This window comes from Acinetobacter sp. LipI_19 (assembly GCF_058242925.1).
Map to the genome: position 1 here is coordinate 3,733,270 of NZ_JBZAYK010000001.1, position 23,518 is coordinate 3,756,787.

The window sequence follows — 23,518 nt, forward strand, 5'->3', positions numbered from 1 at the left end:
TAAAATAACAAAAAACCGCCAATAAAGGCGGTTTTTTATACAAAATATTTTTTATTTGATGATAGTCTGAATACAGTATTTAATTCATCGCGACTACGAATTCAACCATGCATACAGAGCATCAGTCATACCTTCAACAATGAAAGGGTTAAGGTTATGGTAACATTGCTAAGTAAGAAGATGGATTTTTACGTTGACCATCTTTCACTAGTTCATAATGTAAATGTGGACCAGTACAACGACCAGTACAACCCACGTTGGCAATATGTTCACCTGCCTTAACTTGATCACCTACACGTGCAATTAGACGTGAAGCGTGTGCATAACGCGTGATATAGCCATTGCCATGGTTGATTTCTACATATTGACCATAACCCGTACCCCAACCAGACTTGGTGACAATACCAGGACCTGTTGCATAAATTGGTGTACCACTTGGCGCTGAAAGATCTAAACCAGAATGATGTTCGGCACGACCACCCATTGTGCGACCACCGAAGTCAGAGCTTACGCGCTTCATATCCGGCAGAGGATGAGTGACTAACCAAGAATATGGAGAGTTTGCAGTATAACGAGAAGCAGAGTTTGAGCTAGAACCGTATTTTTTAGCGATACTTGCATTGTTTAACTCGATTGGTACATCTTTGCTACGCAAAGTAATATTCATCTTTGCTGAAGCAGGAAGATCTAAATCATCTGGATTGTAAGAGCCTTGTGATAAAGTCTTTGATAATTGTTCTAAACGATCTGGTGATTGAACCAAGTCTGCAAATGCAGCAGTTGCAGCGGAAGCTGCTATAGTAAAAGCCAATAAAATACGTCGCGTATGCATAAAAACCTCTTTAACTGTTCTTAGTCAAGTTTCTTGAGTGATCTCATCCTTGATATCTATCAAAATGAACGCTTAAGATAGGACATAAATATGTAGGAACCATGTATGTCTGAACCAAAAAACGTCTTTCAACCAACAAGACAACACTTAAAAACAGGAAACTTATCGTTTCTTACAAAGCAAGTTGCCGAATGGCAAAAACTTACTAAATTAATTCAACCGCTACTCCCTCAACCTGAGGATTGGCGAGTTGTCTGTTATCAATACGGTATTTTGACCATCACCGGTGAAAATCAAGCCATGATTAGTCAACTCGGTTATCTTCAAAAACAGTATATTTCTCAATTATCACAAATCAACGAACTTCGTGATTTACAAAAACTGCAAGTTCGTTTACGTATTCAAAACAGCAATACTGAAACACCCCTACAATCCCATAAAACTGTAAGAAGCATACAACCTGCAACATCTGAAATGTTACAAAATGCCGCTAGTTTTGTGAGCGACCCTAAGCTTAGCCAAGCTTTACTACGTTTGGCAAGCAATAAAAAGTAAACTGATTAGATTAAATTAAGGTTAAAACTGATCAAAATATGATAAATATCACACTTTTCATTGTTACATTATAACACAATGCCTAAAAGACAAAGACTTATGTCACGTTGACAAAATGAATTGGGCACAGCTTCTCGTCATCAAATGTTACAATTTCATAGCTGCTTGGATCGCTTTTAACATTGCGTAAAAGCTGATTGTTAAGTGCATGACCCGATTTATAGCCATCGAATTTGGCAATGATTTGATGCCCAAGTAGGTACAAATCACCCACAGCATCCAAAATTTTATGGCGAACAAACTCATCGGCAAAACGTAGACCTTCTTCATTGACCACGCCAGTATCATCTAAACCGACAGCATTATCTAAACTTGCACCTAGCGCCAGATTATTGGCTTTTAAATAATCCAAATCTTTCATGAAACCAAAAGTACGTGCACCACTCACTTCATAAACAAAAGTTTCTGTAGAAAAATCAATGGTTGCTGACTGATATTCTTTTGCAAAGGCTGGGTGATCAAAGTCAATGGTAAAATTAATTTGAAAACCATCGTGTGGGGTAAAAATCGCGCGTTTATCTTCAATCAATGCTTCAACAGGTTTGAGAATCCGAATAAATTTTTTCGGTGCATCCTGTTCGACTAATTCACCCTGCATAAGTAAGTATATGAATGGGCCTGCACTACCGTCCATAATCGGTATTTCAGAAGCAGACACTTCTATAATCAGGTTATCTATACCTAGACCTGCAATTGCACTGGTCACATGTTCAATGGTTCCAACTTTAGTTTCATGGCTGACCAAATTAGAACACATGAATGCTTCTTGAATTAGCATTGCATCTGCTGGAATATCTACAGGTGGATTTAAATCGATACGGCGAAATACAATACCCCCGTCCGCCACATGTGGCAAAAAGTTAATCATGACTTTTTGTCCGCTATGTAGTCCGATGCCACTCGCTTTAACGACTCGCTTCAGGGTACGTTGTTTCAACATGCTAATTCGGTCTTCATTCTCAAATCCGCTATACGTTAGCACATTTAGCCATTGATAAAAAACAAAAAAGGTAATGAATCTCACTACCTTTTTCGTTAATCTTAATTATTTTTAATAATTATCAATTATTTACGCTGTTGATTTTTCAAATAATCTTGAATACTCATTGGCGTAGAACGACCACTTGAACTTGGTGCTGCAACAGGTGCACCGTCTTCTTGACGTTTATTAATCGCCGGAACATCATCTTCATCAACAACAGTGCTGTGGCTGGCTTGTTGGCTATATGACTGCGCAACGTTACTGATATGGGTTCTACGTTTTGCTTCAGTAGCATCACTGGCATTACGTGTTAAACCTGTTGCAATCACAGTGACACGAATTTCATCGCGCGCATCTGGATCAAATACAGTACCAAAGAACACTTCACCTTCTTCAAGGTCAACAATCTGGTTCACAACATCTGTAATCACTTCGGTTTCACGTAAAGTCACATCAGCGCCGCCAGTGATGTTAATCAACACTCCTTTAGCATTCATGATATTTACATTATCCAATAACGGACTACGGATCGCCAAACGTGCAGCTTCTTCAGCACGGTCTGGACCGCTACTCTTGCCTTCACCCATCATCGCATAACCACGTGTACTCATCGCAGTTTTCAAGTCAGCAAAGTCAAGGTTAATGTGACCCGGACGAACAACTAGATCAAAAATACTACGTACTGCATTCAGCAATACGTCATCTGCTTTACGGTAAGCATCTTGCATAGAGATGTCACCATAAACGCTGAGTAAACGTTGGTTCGGTATAATAATTAAAGAATCAACATGTTGTTCTAATGCTTCAATGCCTTTTTCAGCCGAACGTTGACGACGACGACCTTCAAAGTTAAATGGCGTTGTCACCACACCCACAGTAAGAATGCCCATTTCTTGAGCAATCTCAGCAACAACTGGTGCAGCACCTGTACCTGTACCACCGCCCATTCCAGCAGTCACAAACACCATATCCGCACCTTCAAGATGTTGACGGATTTGCTCACGACTTTCTTCAGCGGCAATTTGACCTACATCTGGATTGGCACCAGCACCCAAACCACGTGTGCTTTGCTCACCAAGTTGCATTTTGAAAGGAGCATTCATTCGATCAAGGGCTTGCTTGTCTGTATTTGCACAAACAAATTTCACACCTTTAATGTCAGATTGCACCATGTGTTGTACAGCATTACCACCGCCGCCACCAACACCAAACACAGTAAAACGGGCTTGACCGTTGTTATCGGTTTGTCCATCGTCTAAAAATTCAAATGAGGCCATGACCTTTAGATTTCCTAATATAATTTGGCAGTCACTTAAGCCCGTATACTGCCTTGATCTTCAATAATAAAAATTGTTTTTAGGATGCTGTTCATTGCAGAGCTTGTCAAGTATTGGACAGAACACTTACAACTTCCTAACAATATTCCCCAAAAAACCACACCTAAAAAATACCTTTTAATTTGTTATTTAAGGCATTCCAACCACTCACAATCCGATCAAAGAATGGTCTTCCACCTTGAACTTCAGGCTCATCAATCGCCTCTTGCATGTCACTTTGACTAAACAATAGTAGCCCTGCTGCCGTAGCATACATTGAACGACGTAAAGATGGTAAATTCTGATCATCGGTCACCACTTGTAATGGTGGATTGCCTAAGTGTGCAGAGATACCCAACATACGACGAGCCAATGTCACCATGCCTTCAATCTGACAAACATCACCTGTCAGTACTACACCATGATACAAACTTTGTAGTGCACTACGTTGTTCTAATTCGTATCGGACTTTACTTAAGATATCTTCATAGCGTGCGATAATAATTTCAGTCAACTCAATACGACTAATGGTTTGTGGGCCATCAATTGCCTCAAACTGAATCATATGATCTGGTTTGACTTGATGAATATCGACACAACCATGCAGTAACTTAATCCGTTCAGCTTCTTCAGTTGTGGTTTGCAGCACAGTTGCAATATCACGTGTGACATTTTCACCACCACATTGAATGGTATGGGCTAATGCCAAATGCCCTTCAATATAGACCGCAATATTGGTCGTTCCAGCACCGATATCGAGCAAACAAACGCCATATTCCTTTTCATCTTTAAGCAAACTACCTTCTGCAGTTGCTAAACAAGACACCACCATTTTTTCAACCGAAATATTGGCACCTTTCATTGCACGATCCAAGTTCTGCATGGTACTGATTGGCATCATCATCAATTGATAATGGGCTGTCATACTATTGGCAGATAAATTGATTGGGTTCTGCACCCACTCACTCGAATCATCCAGCTCAAAACCTAAAGGTACTGCACTTGCTAAGTAATGATCGGCTGTCATATGGCTGGCTTTAGCAAGCTCTAATGCACGCACCATTTCAGTTGTAGTAATGGTATGTTCTGAATTTGAAATCGGTGTACGACCAATCGCATAATGGCTTTGTAATTCGGTGCTTGGAATTGAAACCCAAGCTGAATGAATACGACACTCAGCCATATCTTCAGCTTCTTGAACGGCTTGTTTAATTGCATTTGTGACTTTATCAAGGCTCACAATTTTGCCTTTATTCATTCCTTTATTGCGTGCGCTTGCCATGCCAATAACCTGAATATTATCAGGGGCATGTACTTTACCAATCAGTACTGAAACTTTATGTGTCCCAATGTCAATTGCAACAACTGAGGGAACAGCTTCATTCATCACTTTGCTACCATTATCTTCATTGTTTATGTTTGGCTATATGCCTCTTTTTCAAGCCACGTATTATGGCTGTGCAACCATCCCACCTGCAACGCTTATGTCATTACTGGTTACAACAAACTGACCATTCACAATCTTTGGCGAAATAGAATTTCTCCATTGAATTGCCAAACCATTTCGATAGCGCAAATCAATTGCGGATATATTCGACCAAGCTGGTTGCAAATCTGTTTGAGCCAAGTGACTTAAACGTTGTAGCTTACTCATGGTCTGATCTTGATCTACAATCACCCGTAGCCCTGAATCAAACTGCATAAACCAAGTCATACGTTCAGTAAGATAAAGCTCTTTTAACCGTAAATTGACTGGGTGAAATAATTGATTAATTTCATTATAGCGACGCATCATGACTTTGGATTGGCTGAGCGGCCCATGAAGCAATGGCAGGTTTGAATAATTCTTCGCCACCGCTTCTGAGTAGACATCTCCAGCATCACTGAGTAATCGCCCGGTTCCCCAACGTGCGATTGCATGACGTGGCATAATTCGCACGCGAATACCATTTGGCCATGCTCGAGAAACCACGACACGATCCACCCATGATACTTCAAGTGCTTTATCTCGAATCTGTTCTAAATCCGAGGTGAAATAATTATTCTTAACAACAGGTGACAAATGTTGTGTAATCGCTTGTGACTCTACCGATGAGGTAGTACCTACCACTTGAAGGGTAGCTACCCGAGCATCTGTAATCACTTTATACAGACCATAGATTCCTGCAAATAACACAGCAATAGCAATAACCATAAGCAACCAGCTTCCCACGTTGAGAAGCTTTTCCTGACGTGTTGGCGGCCTATCGTGTATTGATGTAATTGCCGCACGTTTGCGACGCATCGAAGCAGGAAGTTGAGCCATAAACTTAGTGTGCTTGTTCCGTGAGTGTTTGCGCTAAAATCGCAACACACAGTTCATCAAAACTATAACCTACAGCTTTTGCAGCTTTAGGAACAAGCGAGTGACTGGTCATACCTGGTACAGTATTTACTTCTAATAACCAGAAATTACCTTGTTCATCTAACATCGCATCAATCCGCCCCCAACCACTAGCACCAACTGCTTGGAAAGCGCGTAAACACAATTCCTGTAAGTTCTTTTCTTCTGACTCACTTAAACCACATGGAATACCATATTCCACGTCATTACGGTTATATTTTGCTTCATAGTCATAAAATGCAACATCAGCAGGTGGTTGCAAACGAATGACTGGCAGTGGCAAACCATTAAGGAAAGAAATAGTATATTCCCGCCCCGTGATCCATTTTTCCGCCATCACAACTGCATCATGTATTGTGGCTTTTTCAATTGCAGCAGTAAGATCTTCAGCTTTTTCAACCTTACTCATACCTACACTAGAACCTTCATGTACAGGCTTAATGATTAGCGGTAAACCAAGGCTTTCAATCACTTCATTTAAATCAGAATCTTTAGAAATAATACGATAGGGTGCCGTCGGTAAATCTGAACCTTGCCAAATTTGTTTGGTTTTAACTTTGTCCATCCCAATAGCGGAGCCCTGAACACCTGTACCTGTATACGGTACATTCATCCATTCTAATACGCCTTGGATTTGACCATCTTCACCACCACGACCATGCAACACAATAAATGCACGATCATAACCTACAAGTTCCGTCACACTACGCTCTTGTGGATCAAAGCCTTCCGCATTCACCCCCGAACGTAATAATGCTTCTAAAACAGCTTTACCACTATCTAATGACACCATACGCTCAGCAGATTTCCCACCAAGCAACACCGCTACTTTGCCGAATTTAGAAGCATTTGACACGTTTAAATCCTTAAACTTATAAGTTAGTCAATTTAATTTCTAGGCTTTATTTAAATCCAAGTTTAAACAAAACCAAATCAATTATTTTAAATACAGTTGATTTTGAGCCAATTCTACAGAAATTGCTCCCACGTTACCCGCACCTTGTGTTAATAACAAGTCATTCGCTTGTAACACTTTTTGTATCGCGTTCTGTAAATTACCTTCCACTGGATCAATCAAAATCGGTTCAACTTCCCCACGCAAACGAATACTCCTCGCTAAAGAACGACTATCTGCACCAACAATCGGTTTCTCACCTGCAGGATATACTTCTAACAATAATAATTGATCGACTTGTGACAACACATCTACAAAATCATCAAAACAGTCACGAGTACGACTATAACGGTGTGGCTGAAACATCATTACTAAACGGCGATCTGGATGGCTGGCACGTGCAGCTTTAATGGTTGCTTCAACTTCTTTCGGGTGATGACCATAATCATCAACCAGTTTTACAGTACCTTCATCCAATTCAAACTCACCTTGAACTTGGAAACGACGACCTACACCACTAAAGCTTTCTAAGGCACGTGCAATCGCAGCATCAGACACACCTTCATCCGTTGCAATACCAATCGCAGCCAATGCGTTTAGAATATTATGTAACCCCGGAAGATTGATAGTTAAACGTAATGGCTCACGACCTTTACGTAATACGGTAAAGCTTGACTGCATACCGACTTGTTCAACATCAATTGCTCGAATGTCATTGTCTTCATTAAAACCATAGGTCAATACTGGACGACCAATACGTGGCATGATTTCACGAATATTGGCATCATCACCACAGACTACAGCCAAGCCATAGAACGGCATTTTCTGTAAGAACTTAATAAAGGTGTCTTTGAGTACATCAAAACTACCCCCATAGGTATCCATATGATCGGCATCAATATTGGTGACAATGGCCGCCATAGGCTCTAGATGTAAGAATGACGCATCTGATTCGTCTGCTTCAGCGACAATAAAACGACTGGCACCCAAAGCTGCGTTAACACCCGTACGATTTAACAGACCACCGATCACATAAGTTGGATCCATGTTTTCTTCTGCCAGCATGCAGGTCACTAAACTGGTTGTCGTGGTTTTACCATGGGTTCCTGCAACAGCGATACCATGACGGTAACGCATCAATTCACCCAACATTTCTGCACGACGAACTACCGGTATACGGTTTTCAATTGCTGCTTTTACTTCTAAATTTTCAGGGTCGATTGCAGTAGAGACAACCAGTACATTTGCACCTTTAATATTGTCTGCAGTATGTCCAATAAAAACTTTAATTCCATTTTCTTCAAGTTGAGCCGTCGTTTTTGATGCCTTAATGTCAGAACCAGAAACCTTATAGCCTTGGTTTTTCAATACTTCTGCAATACCACACATTCCAGCACCACCGACACCCACAAAATGGATATGTTTAATACGGCGCATCTCTGGAATTTTAATTAGGTTTTTTGCTTTATCAGCAGGGCTTGTTGGAGACATAATCAACTCTAACTTACAAATCTTGAATTAAACCAACCACACGTTGTGTTGCATCTGGTTGAGCTTGTTGACGAGCTTTTACCGCCATTTCCATTAATAATTGGCGGTTCATCAACGGTGTTAATAAATCCTTTAATGAATCTGGAGTCATGCTCTGCTGCGGACAGATTTTCGCAGCACCTGTTTTCTCCAAAAATCTTGCATTGGCAGTTTGGTGATCATCTACCGCACTTGGTAATGGCACAAATACAGCCGCCACACCAGCAGTCGCCACTTCAGTGACCGTCAATGCACCTGCACGACAAATAATTAAATCTGCGTTGCTATAGGCCAATGCCATATCTTCAATAAATGGCTGAACTTCAACCTGTATATTTTCAGGTGCATCCGCATATAAAGCCTGTGTGATCTCTTGCTTGTTTTGCCCACATTGATGAAACACTTTTAATGGAACATCAAATTTTTTTAAGGCTTGAGGGACACACTCATTCAAGGCTTGCGCACCCAAAGAACCACCAACAATTAAAATATGTAAGGGTTCAGTCGCATTTTCGCGTTCTTTATAACGAAAAGAAGGATTATAAATTGCGGTAATTTCTGCCCGTACAGGATTACCTGTCGTCACAATTTTTTCACTTTTCGGAAAAGTATCTGGAAAAGCCTCGCAGACCTTTTTAGCAATTCTTGAAAGTTGAGTATTGGTAAAGCCTGCCACTGCATTTTGTTCGTGAATAATTACAGGAATACCCAACAAACGCGCAGCCAAACCGCCTGGCCCCGCAACATAACCGCCAAACCCAGCCACTGCATCAACATTGAGCTGTTTCATATAGCGCATCGCGCTCAAAGTTGCTTTTAAAATCTTAAATGGTGCAGCTAATTTACGTACAATTCCATTGCCACGTACACCTTGAATATCAATTTGATAGATTGGAATATCATGTTGTTTTAAAAGTCGATTTTCCATACCTGTCGGAGTCGCCAACCAAGACACTTGGCTGCCTTGCTGTTGCAATTCTTTTGCAACTGCCAGTGCAGGGAATACATGTCCACCTGTACCTGCCGCCATCATCATGATGTGTTTAGGTGTGCTTTGCTGGGGTTCGGTCACGGTCTAATTCTTCAATGCAAAAATAAATATTAACGAATGTCTTAAACAACCAATTGTAATCACAATCCGCTATGGGGAAAAGTTTATTTACTTTTTTTCACCAAGCCTTTCATTGTTTTTTTCTACTGATTTGAAAGTTTAAACTACTTTTATCATTAATCTGTTAAAAAAAGTGGAATTAAACGTTATTTTTTTATATTTCTCGATGATTTATCATTTTTATAGCCAATCGACAGCAAAAAATAGAGCCATGCACGACTCTATTTTTTAGTTGAGATTTAGAATGCAGTATCCCAGCTTAAATTAAGCTGAGTGACCTGCTTCTAGCACATCAAACAAATCATCTGCAATTGAAGTACCAAATTGATCATCAATTTCGCGAATACAGGTTGGACTGGTGACATTGATTTCAGTGACATAATTTCCAATCACATCTAATCCGACAAAAACCAAGCCTTTTGCTTTTAAGAATGGTCCAACTTTGGCTGCGATGGCTTTGTCATTTTCAGTCAATGGACGAGCTTCACCCAAACCGCCCGCTGCCAAATTCCCTCGCACCTCACCATTTTGAGGAATACGAGCCAAGCAATAAGGTACCGGCTCACCATTAATCATCAAAATACGTTTATCACCATCCACAATTTCAGGGATATAACGTTGTGCCATAATCGGTTGTGTGCCATTTTCAGTTAAAATTTCAATGGTTGAGCCAATATTGACGCCATCTTGATATAAACGGAAGATCCCCATTCCGCCCATACCATCTAGTGGCTTAACAATAACGTCACCATGTTCTTTTAGGAATTCACGAATCAAACTTTGTTGTGAGGTCACTAAAGTGGGTACTTGTAGCTCTGGGAATTGGGTCGCAAATAGTTTTTCATTACAATCACGCAAACTTTGTGGTTTGTTAATAATCCACACCCCTTCACGCTCTGCCTGTTCCAAAATATAAGTGGTATAAACAAAGTTCATGTCAAAAGGCGGATCTTTACGCATCAATACCACATCATAAGCTGCAAGTGACTCTTTGGCTTTTTCACCTAACTCATAATAGTGATCGTAATCTTGAAAAACCTGAAGCGGTGTAATCAAACCAAATGCTTTGCCCTGATCAATATACAAATCTTGTTGTAATGCATAGCCTAACTCATGCCCTCGACGTGCAGCCGCCCATAACATTGCCATTGTTGAGTCTTTTTTCAGGTTTACACTTTCGATGGGATCCATCACAACAAGTACGCGCATATTGATGCTCTTATAAAATTTTGGATTGAATGCAGTATAGCGGAGAATGTAGTGTACTTTTTCGAAATTTCGCTAAACTCTTAGCAATTATTGTGAATATGATGATCGAAATGCAACAAGCCATTGTGGAATTTCATTTGGGTGAGGAGCAACATTATGTGGCTGAACTTGCATGTGGGCATCAACAACATGTGCGTCATCTTCCTCCTTGGCAGAATCGTCCGTGGGTGTTGACAGAACAAGGACGACAGGAAAAAATAGGCATGTTTTTAGCGTGTAAAACGTGTGATCTTCAAAAAAATAGTTTATAAGTTGAATTAGTTTCTATTCGTCAATAAAAAGAGTTATTCAATGTCGAATCAACCTGACTCAGAGATTAAAAATTACTATAACAAACTTGCGCACGACTACGATAACAATCGTTTTAACAACAGTTACGGGCAATATTTAGACCAACAAGAGCGGGTTTTTCTCAAGCGTATTCTAAGTAACACAGCACCTACATATTGTATGGATATTGGTTGTGGTACAGGTCGTTTACTCGATTATGCAGATTACGGTGTAGATTTCAGCCCTGAAATGCTGAAAGTCGCAACAGAAAAATATCCACATAAAATCTTGCTTGAAGGGACTCTGACTGAAATTCCAATCGAAAATTACCAGCTTGAGGTGATTTATAGCTTCCATGTGATCATGCATCAAGACCATGCAACCACAGAACAGTTTCTGAATGAGGCGCATCAAAAATTAAGACCCAATGGCAAGCTTATTTTTGATTTCCCCTCCGCCAAACGTCGACAAGCTGTAAAGCATCAACAACAAAGTTGGCATGCTGCTCATCAAATGACATTGGTAGAGATTGAAAAGCTGCTTGGCACTCAATGGAAGCTGGTTGAAAGTCAGGGCTTTTTATTTTTCCCTATCCATCGTATTCCAACGATTTTACGCCCACTGTTTAGAAGCCTAGACAGCTTGATGTGCCGTTCATTTTTAAAAGAATATGCATCATACTTGGTTGTCGTTTTAGAAAAACAACCGTCAGTAAACAATTAGAATAAGCAGGTGGAATATGCGGCAATATTTACCCAAATCATGGAAACTGCTTTATCAGTTATTACGCAGGTATTGTCGTGAACACCTTTTCTCGAAGCTACAGTTTGCCTTAAAACATCAAACACTGTGGCAATCAGACCAGCAAATTTCAACCCAACAAAGCATCAAGATAAATCATTATTTTGAAAATAAAACCCATAACATTGATCTTGCGATTCAGAGCATAAACGGCTTGGTTATTGAGCCAAATCAAATCTTTTCATTTTGGCATTTGGTAACAGCCCCGACTTTTAATAATGGCTACAAAACAGGACGTAATCTGGTCAATGGAAAAATTGCAGAAGATCTGGGTGGTGGAATCTGCCAAATTTCTTGTTTGCTCTATATCAATGCGCTAAAAGCGGGTTTAACTATCACGGAACGACATTCACATTCGATTGATATTTATCAGGAACATGAGCGCTTTACCCCTTTAGGTAGTGATGCAACTGTGGTGTATGGCTATAAGGACTTACAGTTTCAAAATTGTTTAGATCAGCCACTACAAATTCAAGTTTTCAGACAGCATGACCAACTTGTCGCCAACTTGGTTGCTCAGCAGTATTTAAAAGAATATGCACTCAAATTTATTGTTGAAACGACTAAAACCCATCGGATTGTCAGTACTTTACAAGACCAAAAAGAGATTGAGCAAAGTATCTACTTGCTTAATTCTCATACTGATTAAGCTTATTTTTCTTGAAATTGTTGCTGGCTATTTTCTATCAAGTATTGATGCGCAGTACGTGGATCACGCGGTAAGGCGAGTTTGACACGACAGCCCAACTCGATATCATCTTTTTCAAACACAATGATTTCAGCATCTAGCTCGATCGGGCGACCAATTTCAAAATCGGTTTGGTCTAAACTTTCTCCCAACAAGTCTGCATACTTCTTTTCTAAGTGCCCAATGGTTAAATCTTGAATCATGACTTTAATTGAGTATTGCTGTCTCGAACATTCAGGTTCACGTTGAATACGTGATTTTTTGATATAACTGCTCTCAGATGCTCTTAACATCAACTCATTGATTAATTTTTTCTGGGCGTGCACATTGATATTTAAAACCAGCTCAAACTGTCCTAAACCTTTCCATTGAAATGGATATTGCCGAAAAAACATATCCCGCTCAAATTGGTAACGTTGCCAACGTCGTTGGTCGATATGTTTGACCAGCATAATGCCAAGTACAGCAACCACGACGATTATCAATAGAATGAACATTTAAAATGGCACCTAATCCTTTATAGTCCATAAAAATAAGGAGCTTATGCTCCTTATCTTATCCTTTTTTTTTACTTATATACCATATTTCACACGGTAAGCTTCCATTTTTGCTAAAGCATCTTGCTCACCTTTAGCATCAAGATAATCCATTAAGTCTTTCATGGTAATTAAAGCATGTACTGGAATCTCAAGTTCTTGTTGAACTTCTTGGATGGCAGACAGTTGACCTTGCCCTTTTTCTTGACGATCTAGCGCAACCAATACGCCTGCAATTGTCGCACCTGCATTTTTAAGAATTGTGACAACTTCACGAATTGCAGTACCCGCTGTAATCACGTCATCAATAATCCAGACTTTTTTGCCTTCTACTGAAGCACCGACCAACACGCCACCTTCGCCATGGTCTTTGGCTTCTTTGCGGTTAAACCCCCAAGGCACACTTACATCATGTACTTGTGACAAAGCCACAGCTGTTGCTGCAACAAAAGGAATTCCTTTATATGCAGGTCCAAAGATCACTTCAACGTTGTTACATTGTGTTAATTTATCTGCATAACCTTGAGCTAAAAGCGATAATGCTTCACCATCGTTGAGTAAACCTGCATTAAAAAAATAAGGGCTTACACGGCCTGATTTTAAAGTAAACTCACCAAATTTAAGCACACCACGTGATAATGCGAGTTCGATAAAAGCTTGCGGGTTAAACTGAGCTGGCGTTGACATGAGGTGCTCCAAAATTCATACATTGAGGTTATGACTGCGAATGATACCAAAGAGTAGCTATCCAAGTGATCAAAAAATTTTAAGAGTTGTCTCAATTAACGTAAATGGCTTACGTTCATCCGTCACAAAAGGCTTACTTGAATGGATGGAAAAGTCAGATGCAGACGTGATTTGTATCCAAGAAAGTCGTATTACGCATGAACAGTGGACAGATAAATTTAAACCTGACGGTTGGTTTACCCATCTGTTTCCTGCGGAAAAATCAGGCTATGCAGGTACTGCGATTTACAGTCGCTTGCCATTTAAATCGATCCAAAATGGTCTGGGTTTTGAACTCGCCGATAGCCAAGGTCGTTTTATTAGTGCAGAATTTGATGTCGGTTTAGCCAAACCTGTGCACATCTGCTCACTATATTTACCTTCAGGTTCATCAGGTGATGAAGCACAAGCCCGTAAAGATCACTTCTTAGAAGAATATCGAAAAATTTTAAAACAATGGCGTGATGAAGATAAGTCGATCATTGTATGTGGCGATTATAATATTGTGCATAAACGAATCGATATTAAAAACTGGTCAGGCAACCAAAAATCTTCAGGTTGCTTACCGCATGAGCGTGCTTGGCTAGATCATATTTATGATGAACTCGGCTATGTCGATACATTTCGTGAAGTGCGTAAAGAAGCTGAAGTATATTCTTGGTGGTCTAATCGTGGACAAGCGCGTGCTAAAAATGTCGGTTGGCGAATTGATTATCAAGCATGCTCCCCTGACTGGAAAGATCGTACAGTCAATGCCTGGGTCTACAAAGATGAATGGTATAGCGACCATGCCCCTGTGATTATTGATTATCAAATTTAAATAGAAAATTGCTCAGTATTTAAATAAGAATTGAGCAATTTTGTGAACAACTGTTCACTGATTATAGGGTAATAACTTACAAATTTTGTCGTGTTATCTTATATTTTCTTCATATCAACAAGCGCATTATACATGCACGGCACAGGGACATTGTCAGGATGACAGCAAAAGGATAGGACGCCGTAGGAAGAAAAGGAAATAAGTATTTTGAATATTTATTTTCCAAGGATGTGACATTGGACGTTGTAATGAGACCCGCATAATCAGGATGATTAGATGCGGGTTTTCTCTTTTTTAATTTCCTTTAGTCTCAATTTTTTATTTTTTAGACTTAAATCATTTAATCAGCCAGTCTGCTTGCTCGCTTAAATAAAATATTAAGCACAAATTGTTAAATTCTGATGACAACAATCATACCTTTTAAATATTTTTATCTATTCTTATACTGTATATATTGGCAATTTTGCTACTCTTTCTGTTAAATCAAACAATTGAATATTAGGTTAAGACATGTTGAAAATTTATGGAATCAAAAATTGTAACTCCATGAAAAAAGCTTTTGATTTACTGACTGAACTTGGCTTGAGTTACGAGTTTCATGATTATAAAAAACAAGGTATAGATGCAGAAACCGTTAAACAATGGCTCGATCATATTGGGCAAGATCTTGTGCTCAATAAAAAAGGCACAACGTGGAAAAAACTCAGTGAACAAGAACAACAACTGGCTTTGTCAAGTGAACAAGCACTCATCCAAGCGCTTACCACACATACCAGTCTAATCAAACGCCCTATGATTAATCAAAATGGCCAATATGTGGTTGGTTTTGATGAGGATAAAATTAAGGCTTTAAAACTTACAGCATAAAAATAATCGAGCAATAAAAAGCCTGATCAATAGATCAGGCTTTTTATTGTGGTGAATCAATATACTTAGTTTGCACGTACCCAAGTTTGATTGCGGCCTAAAGCAGAAATACCCATATAACCACGTAACTTTAACTGATTACCAGCAAGCTCACCTTTGAGTTTATAGGTTTTGCCATTTTTAGGATCTAGAATCGTACCATTATCATAGCTTTTTCCACCGACATTTTTTAAACCAGTGACAATCGTTACACCTTTCAATGATTTATTGTGGTATGGACCCTCACATTTAGTACAAGAGTTTTCTTCACCTGGCGTTAAAACACTTTGAATTGCAGCCGTCAATGTTCCATTTTTTTGTTCAGTGAACTTTACAATTGCTTTTGGCTGCTTAGTTGTATCATCAATTGTTTTCCAAACAGTTCCATTCAGTGGATCTGCAGCATTTGCAAGAACTGTTGCTGATAATAAGCCTAATGCAAGTACAATTTTTTTCATTGTTTTGTTTTCCCTAGTCTAATTGACACTTTATAGTATTAAAAATTTACACCAATTTAGCAATTCTTGAATGTGACTATATAGTGTACCCTTGTAACAAGTGTTGGTGAATCAACAAAAATAAAGTCACAAATTTAACAATATGGAAGGAACATGAAGATTAACTCAGCTCTGAAACAATACATTACAGAATCTATTCTTAAATCTAGCTTCAAATTTCCAAGTCGTTTCAATCTTCCGCCCACAACTGCACGTTTCGGAATAGAACAACTTTCACGCGTTTTTCCGCAGCGTAAAGATGTGCAGATCCGTTCTTTACGCATTGCAGGGATTCGGGCAGAAGAAATTAAACCTCAAGCGCATACAACCCAAATGATTTTTCATATCCATGGTGGAGCGTTTTTTGTAGGCTCAATTAAAACCCATCGAGCTTTTTTATCTGAAGTTGCTGCACGCACTCAGATGCAAGTTTTACATGTAGATTATCCGCTCGCACCGGAAAGTAAGTTTCCTGAAGCAGGTGATGCGATTTATGATATTTATCAACAACTTTTAGATCAAGGTGTGCAACCTAAGGACATCATTGTTTCAGGTGATTCTTGCGGTGCAAATTTGGCTTTAGCACTTGCATTACGAATTAAGGAAGAAAATAAACAACAACTTCCTAGCGCTTTAATTCTTATGTCCCCTTTCTTAGACCTAACTTTAACAGGTGAGTCTTTACGTTATAATCAAAAGCATGATGCTTTGCTTTCTATCGAAGCGCTTGAGTCTGGTATTGACTTTTACGTACCGAAAAACTTGGACCGCTCCCTACCTCCTCTTTCGCCTATTTTCGGAGATTTTGAAGGACTGCCGCCAACTTTAGTGCAAATCGGCTCTAAAGAAATTCTTTTATCTGATGCTCAACGTTTTGAAAAAAAAGCCAAAGCTGCTGGGGTGAAAGTCAATTACAAGTTGTACACGGGAATGTGGCATAATTTCCAAATGTTTAGTCCATGGTTTGATGAGGCAAAGCAATCTTTAGCAGATATTGCTGAATTCGCTCATAAAATCGACTGCGACTAACCTCGATATTTACTCAATGATGAACAACAGATCATTTAACAAACCAAACTGTTGTTCATTTTTAAAGATAAAATAATCAATTTAAACAAATCGTATATTTATTCAAATAATCGCATATCCGTCATTCGAACTATATGTATTGTCTGATCATTTTTATCGGGTTTTACAAATTCTAATATATTCTTAAACTATACTACAAAGTTAATCACATTTTTCAAAATTATGTATATATCCTTCAAGTATTTACTGAAACTTTAATTTGAGTTCAAGCCAATAAATTGCTACATTTAAGGCATCATACAATAAAAATCCAAGTACGGAATGGATTCGATTATGCGTAATAAAATTTATTCAGAAAAACGACGTAAAATTCATTCATTGTTCAATCAAGTATTGAAACACTCATTTATTGCCAAATTAATACATAAAAACCAATTGATTAATAATCTAGAAATTGATCCATATACGGGTATTTATAACCAATTTGCAATTAACACTTATTTAAAAGAGTTACATCCACAAAGCGAATCTAATTTTGGTATCGTTTTGCTCAGTGTTGATAATTTGTGTGAAATCAAAAATAAATACAACATTAAAATTGCTCATAAGGCTTTAGCAGCAATTGCCCAAGAGTTATTACAAAACATCCGTGAGACAGACCTTGTTGGTCGTTATAGTGAATCCGAATTTATTTTAATTCTCAGTGATGTGAATCAAGATCAAGCACACCATATCGCAGATCGGCTATCTCTTTTAATTAATAATTATGATTTAAAGATCAATAGCAAAATCATTTCACTTCAAACAAGTTATGGCGTATCAGTTTCTAAACAAGATACAATGAGTAATACGGTATTACAACAAGCAGATCAAGCATTATATATTGCGAAAATAAATCGTAAGCCTGGTTATGCTGACACAGGACTCTTATCTTAAAACACCTAAATAATTAAAAATTATTTACAGCATTATTTACTTCAAGTTCATAATAAACTACCAGATTATTAACAAATAAATGATAACAATTCTTTGTTTTAATAAATTTTAACCCCTATAATTTAAAAAATTATTAATCAGCACTTAATGACTAGTCACTTAAAAATCATGGAATAATTATGAATGGAGGAATCGAATATAAGACTTAATCTTTACTGGCAAAAGCTGAAACAACAATTAGATTCAAATATCATTATGAATTGGAGCAGTTTACATAAATGTATCTTGATTCTGTTCCTGACCGTTGCCCTTCATTTATCTTGGATTGCTTGGAAAATTTTTATTTTGCTGAATCCAGAAACATGGCAATGGGTCAATATCTCCTTGATTCGTTCACAACTTGTTGTCAATGCAGGTTCAACCCTACTGCTTATTTCCCTTATCGCATTTTGTTATTTCTTTCAAAATAAAAAATGGGCAAATACTATCTTGCCCCATGTTGTCATTAGTATTTTTATCATTTTAATGCTTGCAGATGGTTTTTTGGTGGGTATCTATAGTCCAGCCACTGTTTTTGCATTCGTTTGCATCTCTGGTGTGGGTTTAATTTTATTCAATAGAAAAATTATATATCTTCAAATTACAACTGCCCTGTTGTTCTATATTTCAATGATGTTCAGTACATATTGGCGCATAATTCCTTATGCACCAATTTTTAATGAACATATGTTGGAAAATAAACGACATGATAATTCGTTCTGGGTGGGGACTATGCTGTACTTTATTATTCCTATTTTAATTGTATGTTTGATTTTATGTGAAATTTTACTGTCTCAGTGGCGACATAGAGAGTCATTAATCAAGAAACTCAGTGAAACAGATCCACTGACCAATTTATATAATCGTCGTTTTTTTAATGAAAAGCTTAATGAAATCCAAAATAAGCAAACTCATTATGCCATTATCTTGATTGATATTGATCATTTTAAAGAAATCAATGACTTATATGGGCATCATTTTGGTGATGAAGCATTGTGTAAAGTTGCCAAATTATTATCTTCTCACATTCGTCATTCTGATATTGTGGCACGTTATGGTGGTGAAGAATTTATTATCGCCTTACCTGAAACATCATTAAGCATTGCACAAGCACTTGCTGAACGTTGTCGAGTAGCGATTCAAAATCAAGTACTTGAATCCCTTGATCATCATTATGTACAACTTACTGCCAGCTTTGGTATTGCTACCTCGATTGACGATGAAAATATCAGTAAAATTATTCATCTCGCAGACAAAGCGCTATATCGAGCAAAACAGTCTGGTCGCAATCAAGTCCAGTTCTATCATGATCAAATCAATGAAATTGCTTAATTGGTATTTAATACATTAAACTTGGCTACGATATTGCTCTTCACAAGCAACAAACCGGAATTCTGCATGCGCTTCTGCTATCCATTGTTGTACTGCAGGAACGGCTAATATTTTGTCAATATAACGCTGACTGTTTGCTGATACTGCAATGCCATAACCCATAAACCGCATCACAACTGGCGCATAAAAAGCATCGACAATAGTAAACTCATCAGCACATAAAAAACTGTCAGGGTGTGGTCGCTCCGACCATAATTGTTCAATCCGTTTTACATCTTGCTGTAGTTTTAAATTTTCCTGCCAAAGCTGTACACCAATATGCTTTAAATCAGCATCTAAATTCATATCACAACAACTACGCAAAGCCATAAAACTACTGTGCATTTCAGCAGACATCGATCTTGCGCGTGCACGTTGTTTTACATCTTGAGGCCACAATTGTTTTTCAGGAAACTTTTCTGCTAAATATTCACAAATCGCCAAAGAATCCCAAACTAAAAAGCCATCGTCTACTAAAGCTGGGACTTTGCCATTTGAGTTTATTTTTAAAATACTTTGTTTAAATTGGCTGTCGAGGTCAAAGTGATCAAAAGGAATCAAGTGCTCTGTAAATGGGATGTTGAAATGCTGAATCACTAACCAAGTACGCATTGACCATGTCGAATAATTTTTATCACCAATAAACAATTCTAACATTTTAATACTCCTGTGTTTATTGCTTATTTTGAACTCAGCATACACAAGATAAGACTATTCTAAAAGCATTTCGAAAATTGCTCGCTTTAAAAACAAATCAAGGAGTAGATCAACTACTCCTTGACGATGTATCAGACTGAATTGATTAGAATAAGAATGCCACACCTAAACCAGCTTTATAACTACGGTCTCGTCCTTCCAAATCTACACCCACACTTCCATCAAGTTGAGTACGCTCATTGACCGCATAGATTAAACCAGAACCTAGACCATACTTATAGTCTTGGCTTTCTGTTTTTGAATAAACAAACTCAGAGAATCCTGAAAGATTTCCTGCAATTTTATAACCGACAGTAGGTACAGCAGTCACTGACCAATGCCCATCTTGCACAGCGTAGTTCATGGTGATCCCAGTATTGACCAAATCGTTATACTGATAATCTAATGATGTTCCGATGCTATAAATATCATCTTCTTCACTAAAACCATCATTACCCGTTGCGATCAAGGCTTGAGCCAAAATCGCCATTGATAATTTATCATCTTTTAAATCGATGGCTTTTTTAATCCCAATAGAAACATCACCTAAACCAGAGTCATCCTCTTTAATACCTTTATATTTGGTTTGCATCCAAGCTGGGCCTTGCCATCCTAACTGTAATTCCATACTCGAGGTTAAACCTGTACGAAAAAGCATATCGCCATTGAGGGTTACAGTTTTTGCTTTTGTGCCATCTACTTTAGTTTCCGTGTAGGTCACACTTGGTAGCCCTTGCTCCCAAGCCAATTGTCCCACAGGCGTGATCCCTGTTCCAAAACCTGTTCCAGGACGATCAAAAGAAAATTCTGCTGCCATTGCGCTTATACTTAGACTCGAAGCAAGGGCTAATGTGATTCTATTTAAAATTGCCATATCAAGACTCAAAATTTACGATAATTCTTTGGACATTTTCGCACCGCGACTACGTAGTAACTCTAAAGATTCTTTCTCTTCAGGTAAAGCCTGAGACCAATCTATTTGATCAAATTCACAATCAAAGAACAAATCACTGATCGAAGATAAAATGGTCTTCCCTTCTTCATCTTTGGTGTTCGGGTCAACCTTATGATCTAAAAGCTTATGAATTGCAGGTACACAGGCTGCGCTTGCTGCATCCCACAGTGGACCATAGCACTCTTCAGTGTCCCACAAATAAAAGTTTGCTTTGGCACTAATTAAAGCATCCAAAATATCTAAATGCGGTTGTAAATCTTGTGCTTTTTGTTCTGCCGTTAAAGGATGACCTGCTTCATAGGCATCACAAATTTTTTCCCACCATTTAAACAATCCATCTGACCAAATTGAAACAGCTGGTCCTTTTTCAGGTTCCATAAAGTTAGGATCAAATCCATCTGCAAGCAAACGTTTGACTTGAGCAAGGTCTAAATCTTCTAAAGCCTGTATAAAGACTTGTTGTTGTGCTGATAACATGTTGATCTCACTATTCTATTCCTATACAACATTATGACGAATATTTTTAAAATAGCTTTGAAAAATTTTAATCGTGTCGCTTTTATTTTATAAATGGCATTTATTGTTCATTTATGACAAAGAAGATAATCAAGGACTGTTTTAAAACCATAAAATTGAAGACCATAAAAAAGCCCCGAAGGGCTTTTTATCAGATCATGCTTCATCTGCATCAGCAAGTTCTAGTTTTCCACCACGTGGATTTTCAATTTTTTCTAATACGTGCTCTAGGCTACGCTTTACCCGATCTATCGCACCGTGTAATGAAAGATCAATGTTTTTCGCTCGATGTTTTACCACGACTGGCTTCAAACCTGCTGCTTTGACTTCAATCATACACTGGATATCATCCGCCCCACCTTTGTCACCGTTCTCATCACTGATATGAACTGAAAACTGGGTAATACGTTCGCTATGACGTTGGAATTCTTGATTTAGCTCATCGCGTACGTAAGTAATTAAACGATCACTATTTCTAATATTTTTATCTGTACGGATTTCTATATTCATAAAAAACATCCTCTTTCTAATCAAAAAACGAGTGCAAAACTTATATTTTCGGCACACTTTGCGCCTGCTGTATAAGACAGCTTTTCACCTACAATAAATTGGAACCGTAACTCCTCTATTGCAAAGATGAACACTTTTAACGATCTGCAGATAGGTGTTCTTATACATTCAATATCAGGCCATATTGGAAAATATGCAAGTAGATTTTTAACTTTTTTATGAAAAGAATATGAAAAATGACATCTTGTTACGTTACTTTATAATTAAATGATTTAATTGATTTTTTAATGACTAATTCTGACTAAAAACATCAACTATGTTTAATTCTTAAACTTTTAATGGATATAAATTTTAAATCTTTGCTTTAAATATGCGACTCACGTTTTAAAACATTTCACCTCTTGATGTTTACATATTTATTTTCATTCCATCTAATTTTCGCTTTATTTTTATTTAAGAATCTGTATTCTTGAAGCGCTTTTCTTGGGGGAAAGGAAGAATTCATGAAACTTACACAAATTGCGGCTATCTGCGCAATCGCTTCAACTGCAACTTTGGCTCAAGCTGCGCCTGTTTGGCAAGATTTTAGTATTACTGGTCTTTATGGTGAAAACTATGAACTAACACCAGATGAGAAACAATCTACTATCACTTTTGAGTATGCTGCCAAACTTAAATACGGTGATTTCTTTGCCTTTGCTGACCGTACCAACAGTGATGGTCAGTCGGATACTTATTTTGAGGTTTCTCCACGTCTTAGCTTAGGTGCTGTTTCTGGGAAAAAACTTGAATTAGGCCCAATTAAAGACGTATTAATTGCAACCACTTGGGAAGGTGGTAAAGACATGAACAACTACCTATACGGTGTTGGTGTTGATTTAGCCATTCCTTATTTTCAATATGCGCAATTAAATTTCTACCGTGCCAATAATGAAATCCAAGAAGATGACTATCAATTGACATTTACCTATGGAATTCCATTTAAAATTGCATCTGAAGAATTCCTTGTGGACGGTTTCCTTGATTGGTCAACTGCAGAAAAAGATCAAGTTGCACACTCAAGCGAGTTGAACTGGACGACACAATGGAAATGGAATGCGGGTAAACACATTTCTCCAGATACCCGTCTATATCTTGGTGTTGAACACTCTGTATGGCACAACAAATACGGTGTTCCAGGCAAAGACGAAAATAATGTCAGCGCTTTAATCAAGTATCATTTCTAAGACTGAGCTAAATCCATTGATCAGAAAGCAAAACTTCGGTTTTGCTTTTTTTATTGCCCTTAA

At 38.1% G+C, this 23,518-nt stretch carries 26 protein-coding genes; 10 read left to right on the top strand and 16 right to left on the bottom strand.

Annotated features, from left to right (window positions below; translation table 11 throughout):
- Positions 1–154: 154 nt before the first annotated feature.
- The gene (locus AC4CVF_RS17950) at positions 155–832 is read right to left on the bottom strand and encodes a M23 family metallopeptidase (protein ID WP_490789790.1); all 678 of its coding nucleotides are present in this window, start codon (positions 830–832) and stop codon (positions 155–157) included.
- A 105-nt stretch (positions 833–937) separates the two neighbouring features.
- Here AC4CVF_RS17950 and AC4CVF_RS17955 point away from each other — a divergent pair, with 105 nt between their 5' ends.
- The gene (locus tag AC4CVF_RS17955) at positions 938–1,387 is read left to right on the top strand and encodes a DUF721 domain-containing protein (RefSeq protein ID WP_336952455.1); all 450 of its coding nucleotides are present in this window, start codon (positions 938–940) and stop codon (positions 1,385–1,387) included.
- Positions 1,388–1,484: 97 nt separating this feature from the next.
- Here the strand turns inward: AC4CVF_RS17955 and lpxC are convergent, their stop codons facing one another.
- The 8 genes from lpxC to gshB all read right to left on the bottom strand — a co-directional run bounded on the left by lpxC (position 1,485) and on the right by gshB (position 10,873).
- On the bottom strand, positions 1,485–2,387 hold the full coding sequence (lpxC, locus tag AC4CVF_RS17960) for a UDP-3-O-acyl-N-acetylglucosamine deacetylase (RefSeq protein ID WP_419326945.1): 903 nt from the start codon (positions 2,385–2,387) through the stop codon (positions 1,485–1,487).
- Between the two features lie 125 nt (positions 2,388–2,512).
- Positions 2,513–3,706 carry a cell division protein FtsZ gene (gene ftsZ, locus AC4CVF_RS17965; RefSeq protein ID WP_336952457.1) on the bottom strand — a complete coding sequence of 398 codons (1,194 nt, stop codon included), beginning with the start codon at positions 3,704–3,706 and terminating at the stop codon, positions 2,513–2,515.
- A gap of 163 nt (positions 3,707–3,869) precedes the next feature.
- Positions 3,870–5,132, bottom strand: a complete 1,263-nt coding sequence (gene ftsA / locus AC4CVF_RS17970; protein WP_419326944.1) for a cell division protein FtsA — start codon at positions 5,130–5,132, stop codon at positions 3,870–3,872.
- Between the two features lie 63 nt (positions 5,133–5,195).
- A complete protein-coding gene (locus tag AC4CVF_RS17975; protein ID WP_490789791.1) occupies positions 5,196–6,050 on the bottom strand; it encodes a cell division protein FtsQ/DivIB in 855 nt (284 codons plus the stop codon).
- A 4-nt stretch (positions 6,051–6,054) separates the two neighbouring features.
- Positions 6,055–6,984: a D-alanine--D-alanine ligase gene (locus tag AC4CVF_RS17980; RefSeq protein WP_336952463.1), complete on the bottom strand. Its 930-nt coding sequence runs from the start codon at positions 6,982–6,984 to the stop codon at positions 6,055–6,057.
- Between the two features lie 81 nt (positions 6,985–7,065).
- Positions 7,066–8,514, bottom strand: coding sequence for a UDP-N-acetylmuramate--L-alanine ligase (gene murC, locus AC4CVF_RS17985; RefSeq protein ID WP_336952465.1), 1,449 nt, complete (start codon positions 8,512–8,514; stop codon positions 7,066–7,068).
- 13 nt (positions 8,515–8,527) lie between these two features.
- Entirely contained in the window at positions 8,528–9,625 is a 1,098-nt protein-coding gene (gene murG, locus AC4CVF_RS17990; RefSeq protein ID WP_419326942.1) for an undecaprenyldiphospho-muramoylpentapeptide beta-N-acetylglucosaminyltransferase, read from the bottom strand.
- Between the two features lie 303 nt (positions 9,626–9,928).
- Positions 9,929–10,873, bottom strand: coding sequence for a glutathione synthase (gene gshB / locus AC4CVF_RS17995; RefSeq protein ID WP_419326941.1), 945 nt, complete (start codon positions 10,871–10,873; stop codon positions 9,929–9,931).
- Positions 10,874–10,983: 110 nt separating this feature from the next.
- Between gshB and AC4CVF_RS18000 the strand changes: the two genes are divergently transcribed.
- The 3 genes from AC4CVF_RS18000 to AC4CVF_RS18010 are packed head-to-tail and all read left to right on the top strand — an operon-like array spanning position 10,984 to position 12,653.
- The gene (locus tag AC4CVF_RS18000) at positions 10,984–11,184 is read left to right on the top strand and encodes a DUF3565 domain-containing protein (protein ID WP_336952596.1); all 201 of its coding nucleotides are present in this window, start codon (positions 10,984–10,986) and stop codon (positions 11,182–11,184) included.
- 40 nt (positions 11,185–11,224) lie between these two features.
- The gene (locus AC4CVF_RS18005) at positions 11,225–11,926 is read left to right on the top strand and encodes a class I SAM-dependent methyltransferase (protein ID WP_419819758.1); all 702 of its coding nucleotides are present in this window, start codon (positions 11,225–11,227) and stop codon (positions 11,924–11,926) included.
- A gap of 16 nt (positions 11,927–11,942) precedes the next feature.
- Positions 11,943–12,653: a VanW family protein gene (locus tag AC4CVF_RS18010; RefSeq protein ID WP_419819759.1), complete on the top strand. Its 711-nt coding sequence runs from the start codon at positions 11,943–11,945 to the stop codon at positions 12,651–12,653.
- A 2-nt stretch (positions 12,654–12,655) separates the two neighbouring features.
- On the opposite strand, the gene AC4CVF_RS18015 is transcribed toward AC4CVF_RS18010, so the two are convergent.
- Complete coding sequence (locus AC4CVF_RS18015; protein WP_336952475.1) at positions 12,656–13,189, bottom strand: hypothetical protein; 534 nt, start codon at positions 13,187–13,189, stop codon at positions 12,656–12,658.
- Between the two features lie 75 nt (positions 13,190–13,264).
- Positions 13,265–13,915 carry an orotate phosphoribosyltransferase gene (gene pyrE, locus AC4CVF_RS18020; RefSeq protein WP_336952477.1) on the bottom strand — a complete coding sequence of 217 codons (651 nt, stop codon included), beginning with the start codon at positions 13,913–13,915 and terminating at the stop codon, positions 13,265–13,267.
- Positions 13,916–13,955: 40 nt separating this feature from the next.
- On the opposite strand from pyrE, the gene AC4CVF_RS18025 reads away from it, so the two are divergent.
- Positions 13,956–14,774 (top strand): exodeoxyribonuclease III, encoded by an 819-nt coding sequence (locus AC4CVF_RS18025; RefSeq protein WP_336952479.1) that lies wholly within the window; start codon positions 13,956–13,958, stop codon positions 14,772–14,774.
- A gap of 510 nt (positions 14,775–15,284) precedes the next feature.
- Entirely contained in the window at positions 15,285–15,641 is a 357-nt protein-coding gene (locus AC4CVF_RS18030; protein ID WP_336952480.1) for a Spx/MgsR family RNA polymerase-binding regulatory protein, read from the top strand.
- A gap of 65 nt (positions 15,642–15,706) precedes the next feature.
- Here AC4CVF_RS18030 and AC4CVF_RS18035 read toward each other — a convergent pair whose 3' ends face one another.
- On the bottom strand, positions 15,707–16,138 hold the full coding sequence (locus AC4CVF_RS18035; RefSeq protein WP_419819760.1) for a DUF2147 domain-containing protein: 432 nt from the start codon (positions 16,136–16,138) through the stop codon (positions 15,707–15,709).
- 153 nt (positions 16,139–16,291) lie between these two features.
- Between AC4CVF_RS18035 and AC4CVF_RS18040 the strand changes: the two genes are divergently transcribed.
- From AC4CVF_RS18040 to AC4CVF_RS18050, 3 genes are all read left to right on the top strand, one after another.
- Complete coding sequence (locus tag AC4CVF_RS18040) at positions 16,292–17,206, top strand: alpha/beta hydrolase (RefSeq protein WP_336952484.1); 915 nt, start codon at positions 16,292–16,294, stop codon at positions 17,204–17,206.
- A gap of 333 nt (positions 17,207–17,539) precedes the next feature.
- The gene (locus AC4CVF_RS18045) at positions 17,540–18,142 is read left to right on the top strand and encodes a GGDEF domain-containing protein (RefSeq protein ID WP_419326938.1); all 603 of its coding nucleotides are present in this window, start codon (positions 17,540–17,542) and stop codon (positions 18,140–18,142) included.
- Between the two features lie 255 nt (positions 18,143–18,397).
- A complete protein-coding gene (locus tag AC4CVF_RS18050) occupies positions 18,398–19,513 on the top strand; it encodes a GGDEF domain-containing protein (RefSeq protein WP_419326937.1) in 1,116 nt (371 codons plus the stop codon).
- Between the two features lie 15 nt (positions 19,514–19,528).
- On the opposite strand, the gene AC4CVF_RS18055 is transcribed toward AC4CVF_RS18050, so the two are convergent.
- The 4 genes from AC4CVF_RS18055 to AC4CVF_RS18070 all read right to left on the bottom strand — a co-directional run bounded on the left by AC4CVF_RS18055 (position 19,529) and on the right by AC4CVF_RS18070 (position 22,229).
- Positions 19,529–20,209 (bottom strand): glutathione S-transferase family protein, encoded by a 681-nt coding sequence (locus AC4CVF_RS18055; RefSeq protein WP_419819761.1) that lies wholly within the window; start codon positions 20,207–20,209, stop codon positions 19,529–19,531.
- Between the two features lie 145 nt (positions 20,210–20,354).
- Positions 20,355–21,122, bottom strand: a complete 768-nt coding sequence (locus AC4CVF_RS18060) for a transporter (protein ID WP_490789792.1) — start codon at positions 21,120–21,122, stop codon at positions 20,355–20,357.
- Between the two features lie 15 nt (positions 21,123–21,137).
- Entirely contained in the window at positions 21,138–21,680 is a 543-nt protein-coding gene (locus tag AC4CVF_RS18065) for an ankyrin repeat domain-containing protein (RefSeq protein WP_105713903.1), read from the bottom strand.
- A gap of 195 nt (positions 21,681–21,875) precedes the next feature.
- Positions 21,876–22,229 (bottom strand): HPF/RaiA family ribosome-associated protein, encoded by a 354-nt coding sequence (locus AC4CVF_RS18070; RefSeq protein ID WP_004718651.1) that lies wholly within the window; start codon positions 22,227–22,229, stop codon positions 21,876–21,878.
- A 503-nt stretch (positions 22,230–22,732) separates the two neighbouring features.
- Between AC4CVF_RS18070 and AC4CVF_RS18075 the strand changes: the two genes are divergently transcribed.
- Positions 22,733–23,455, top strand: coding sequence for an outer membrane protein OmpK (locus AC4CVF_RS18075; RefSeq protein ID WP_004718652.1), 723 nt, complete (start codon positions 22,733–22,735; stop codon positions 23,453–23,455).
- The last annotated feature ends 63 nt before the right edge of the window (positions 23,456–23,518 follow it).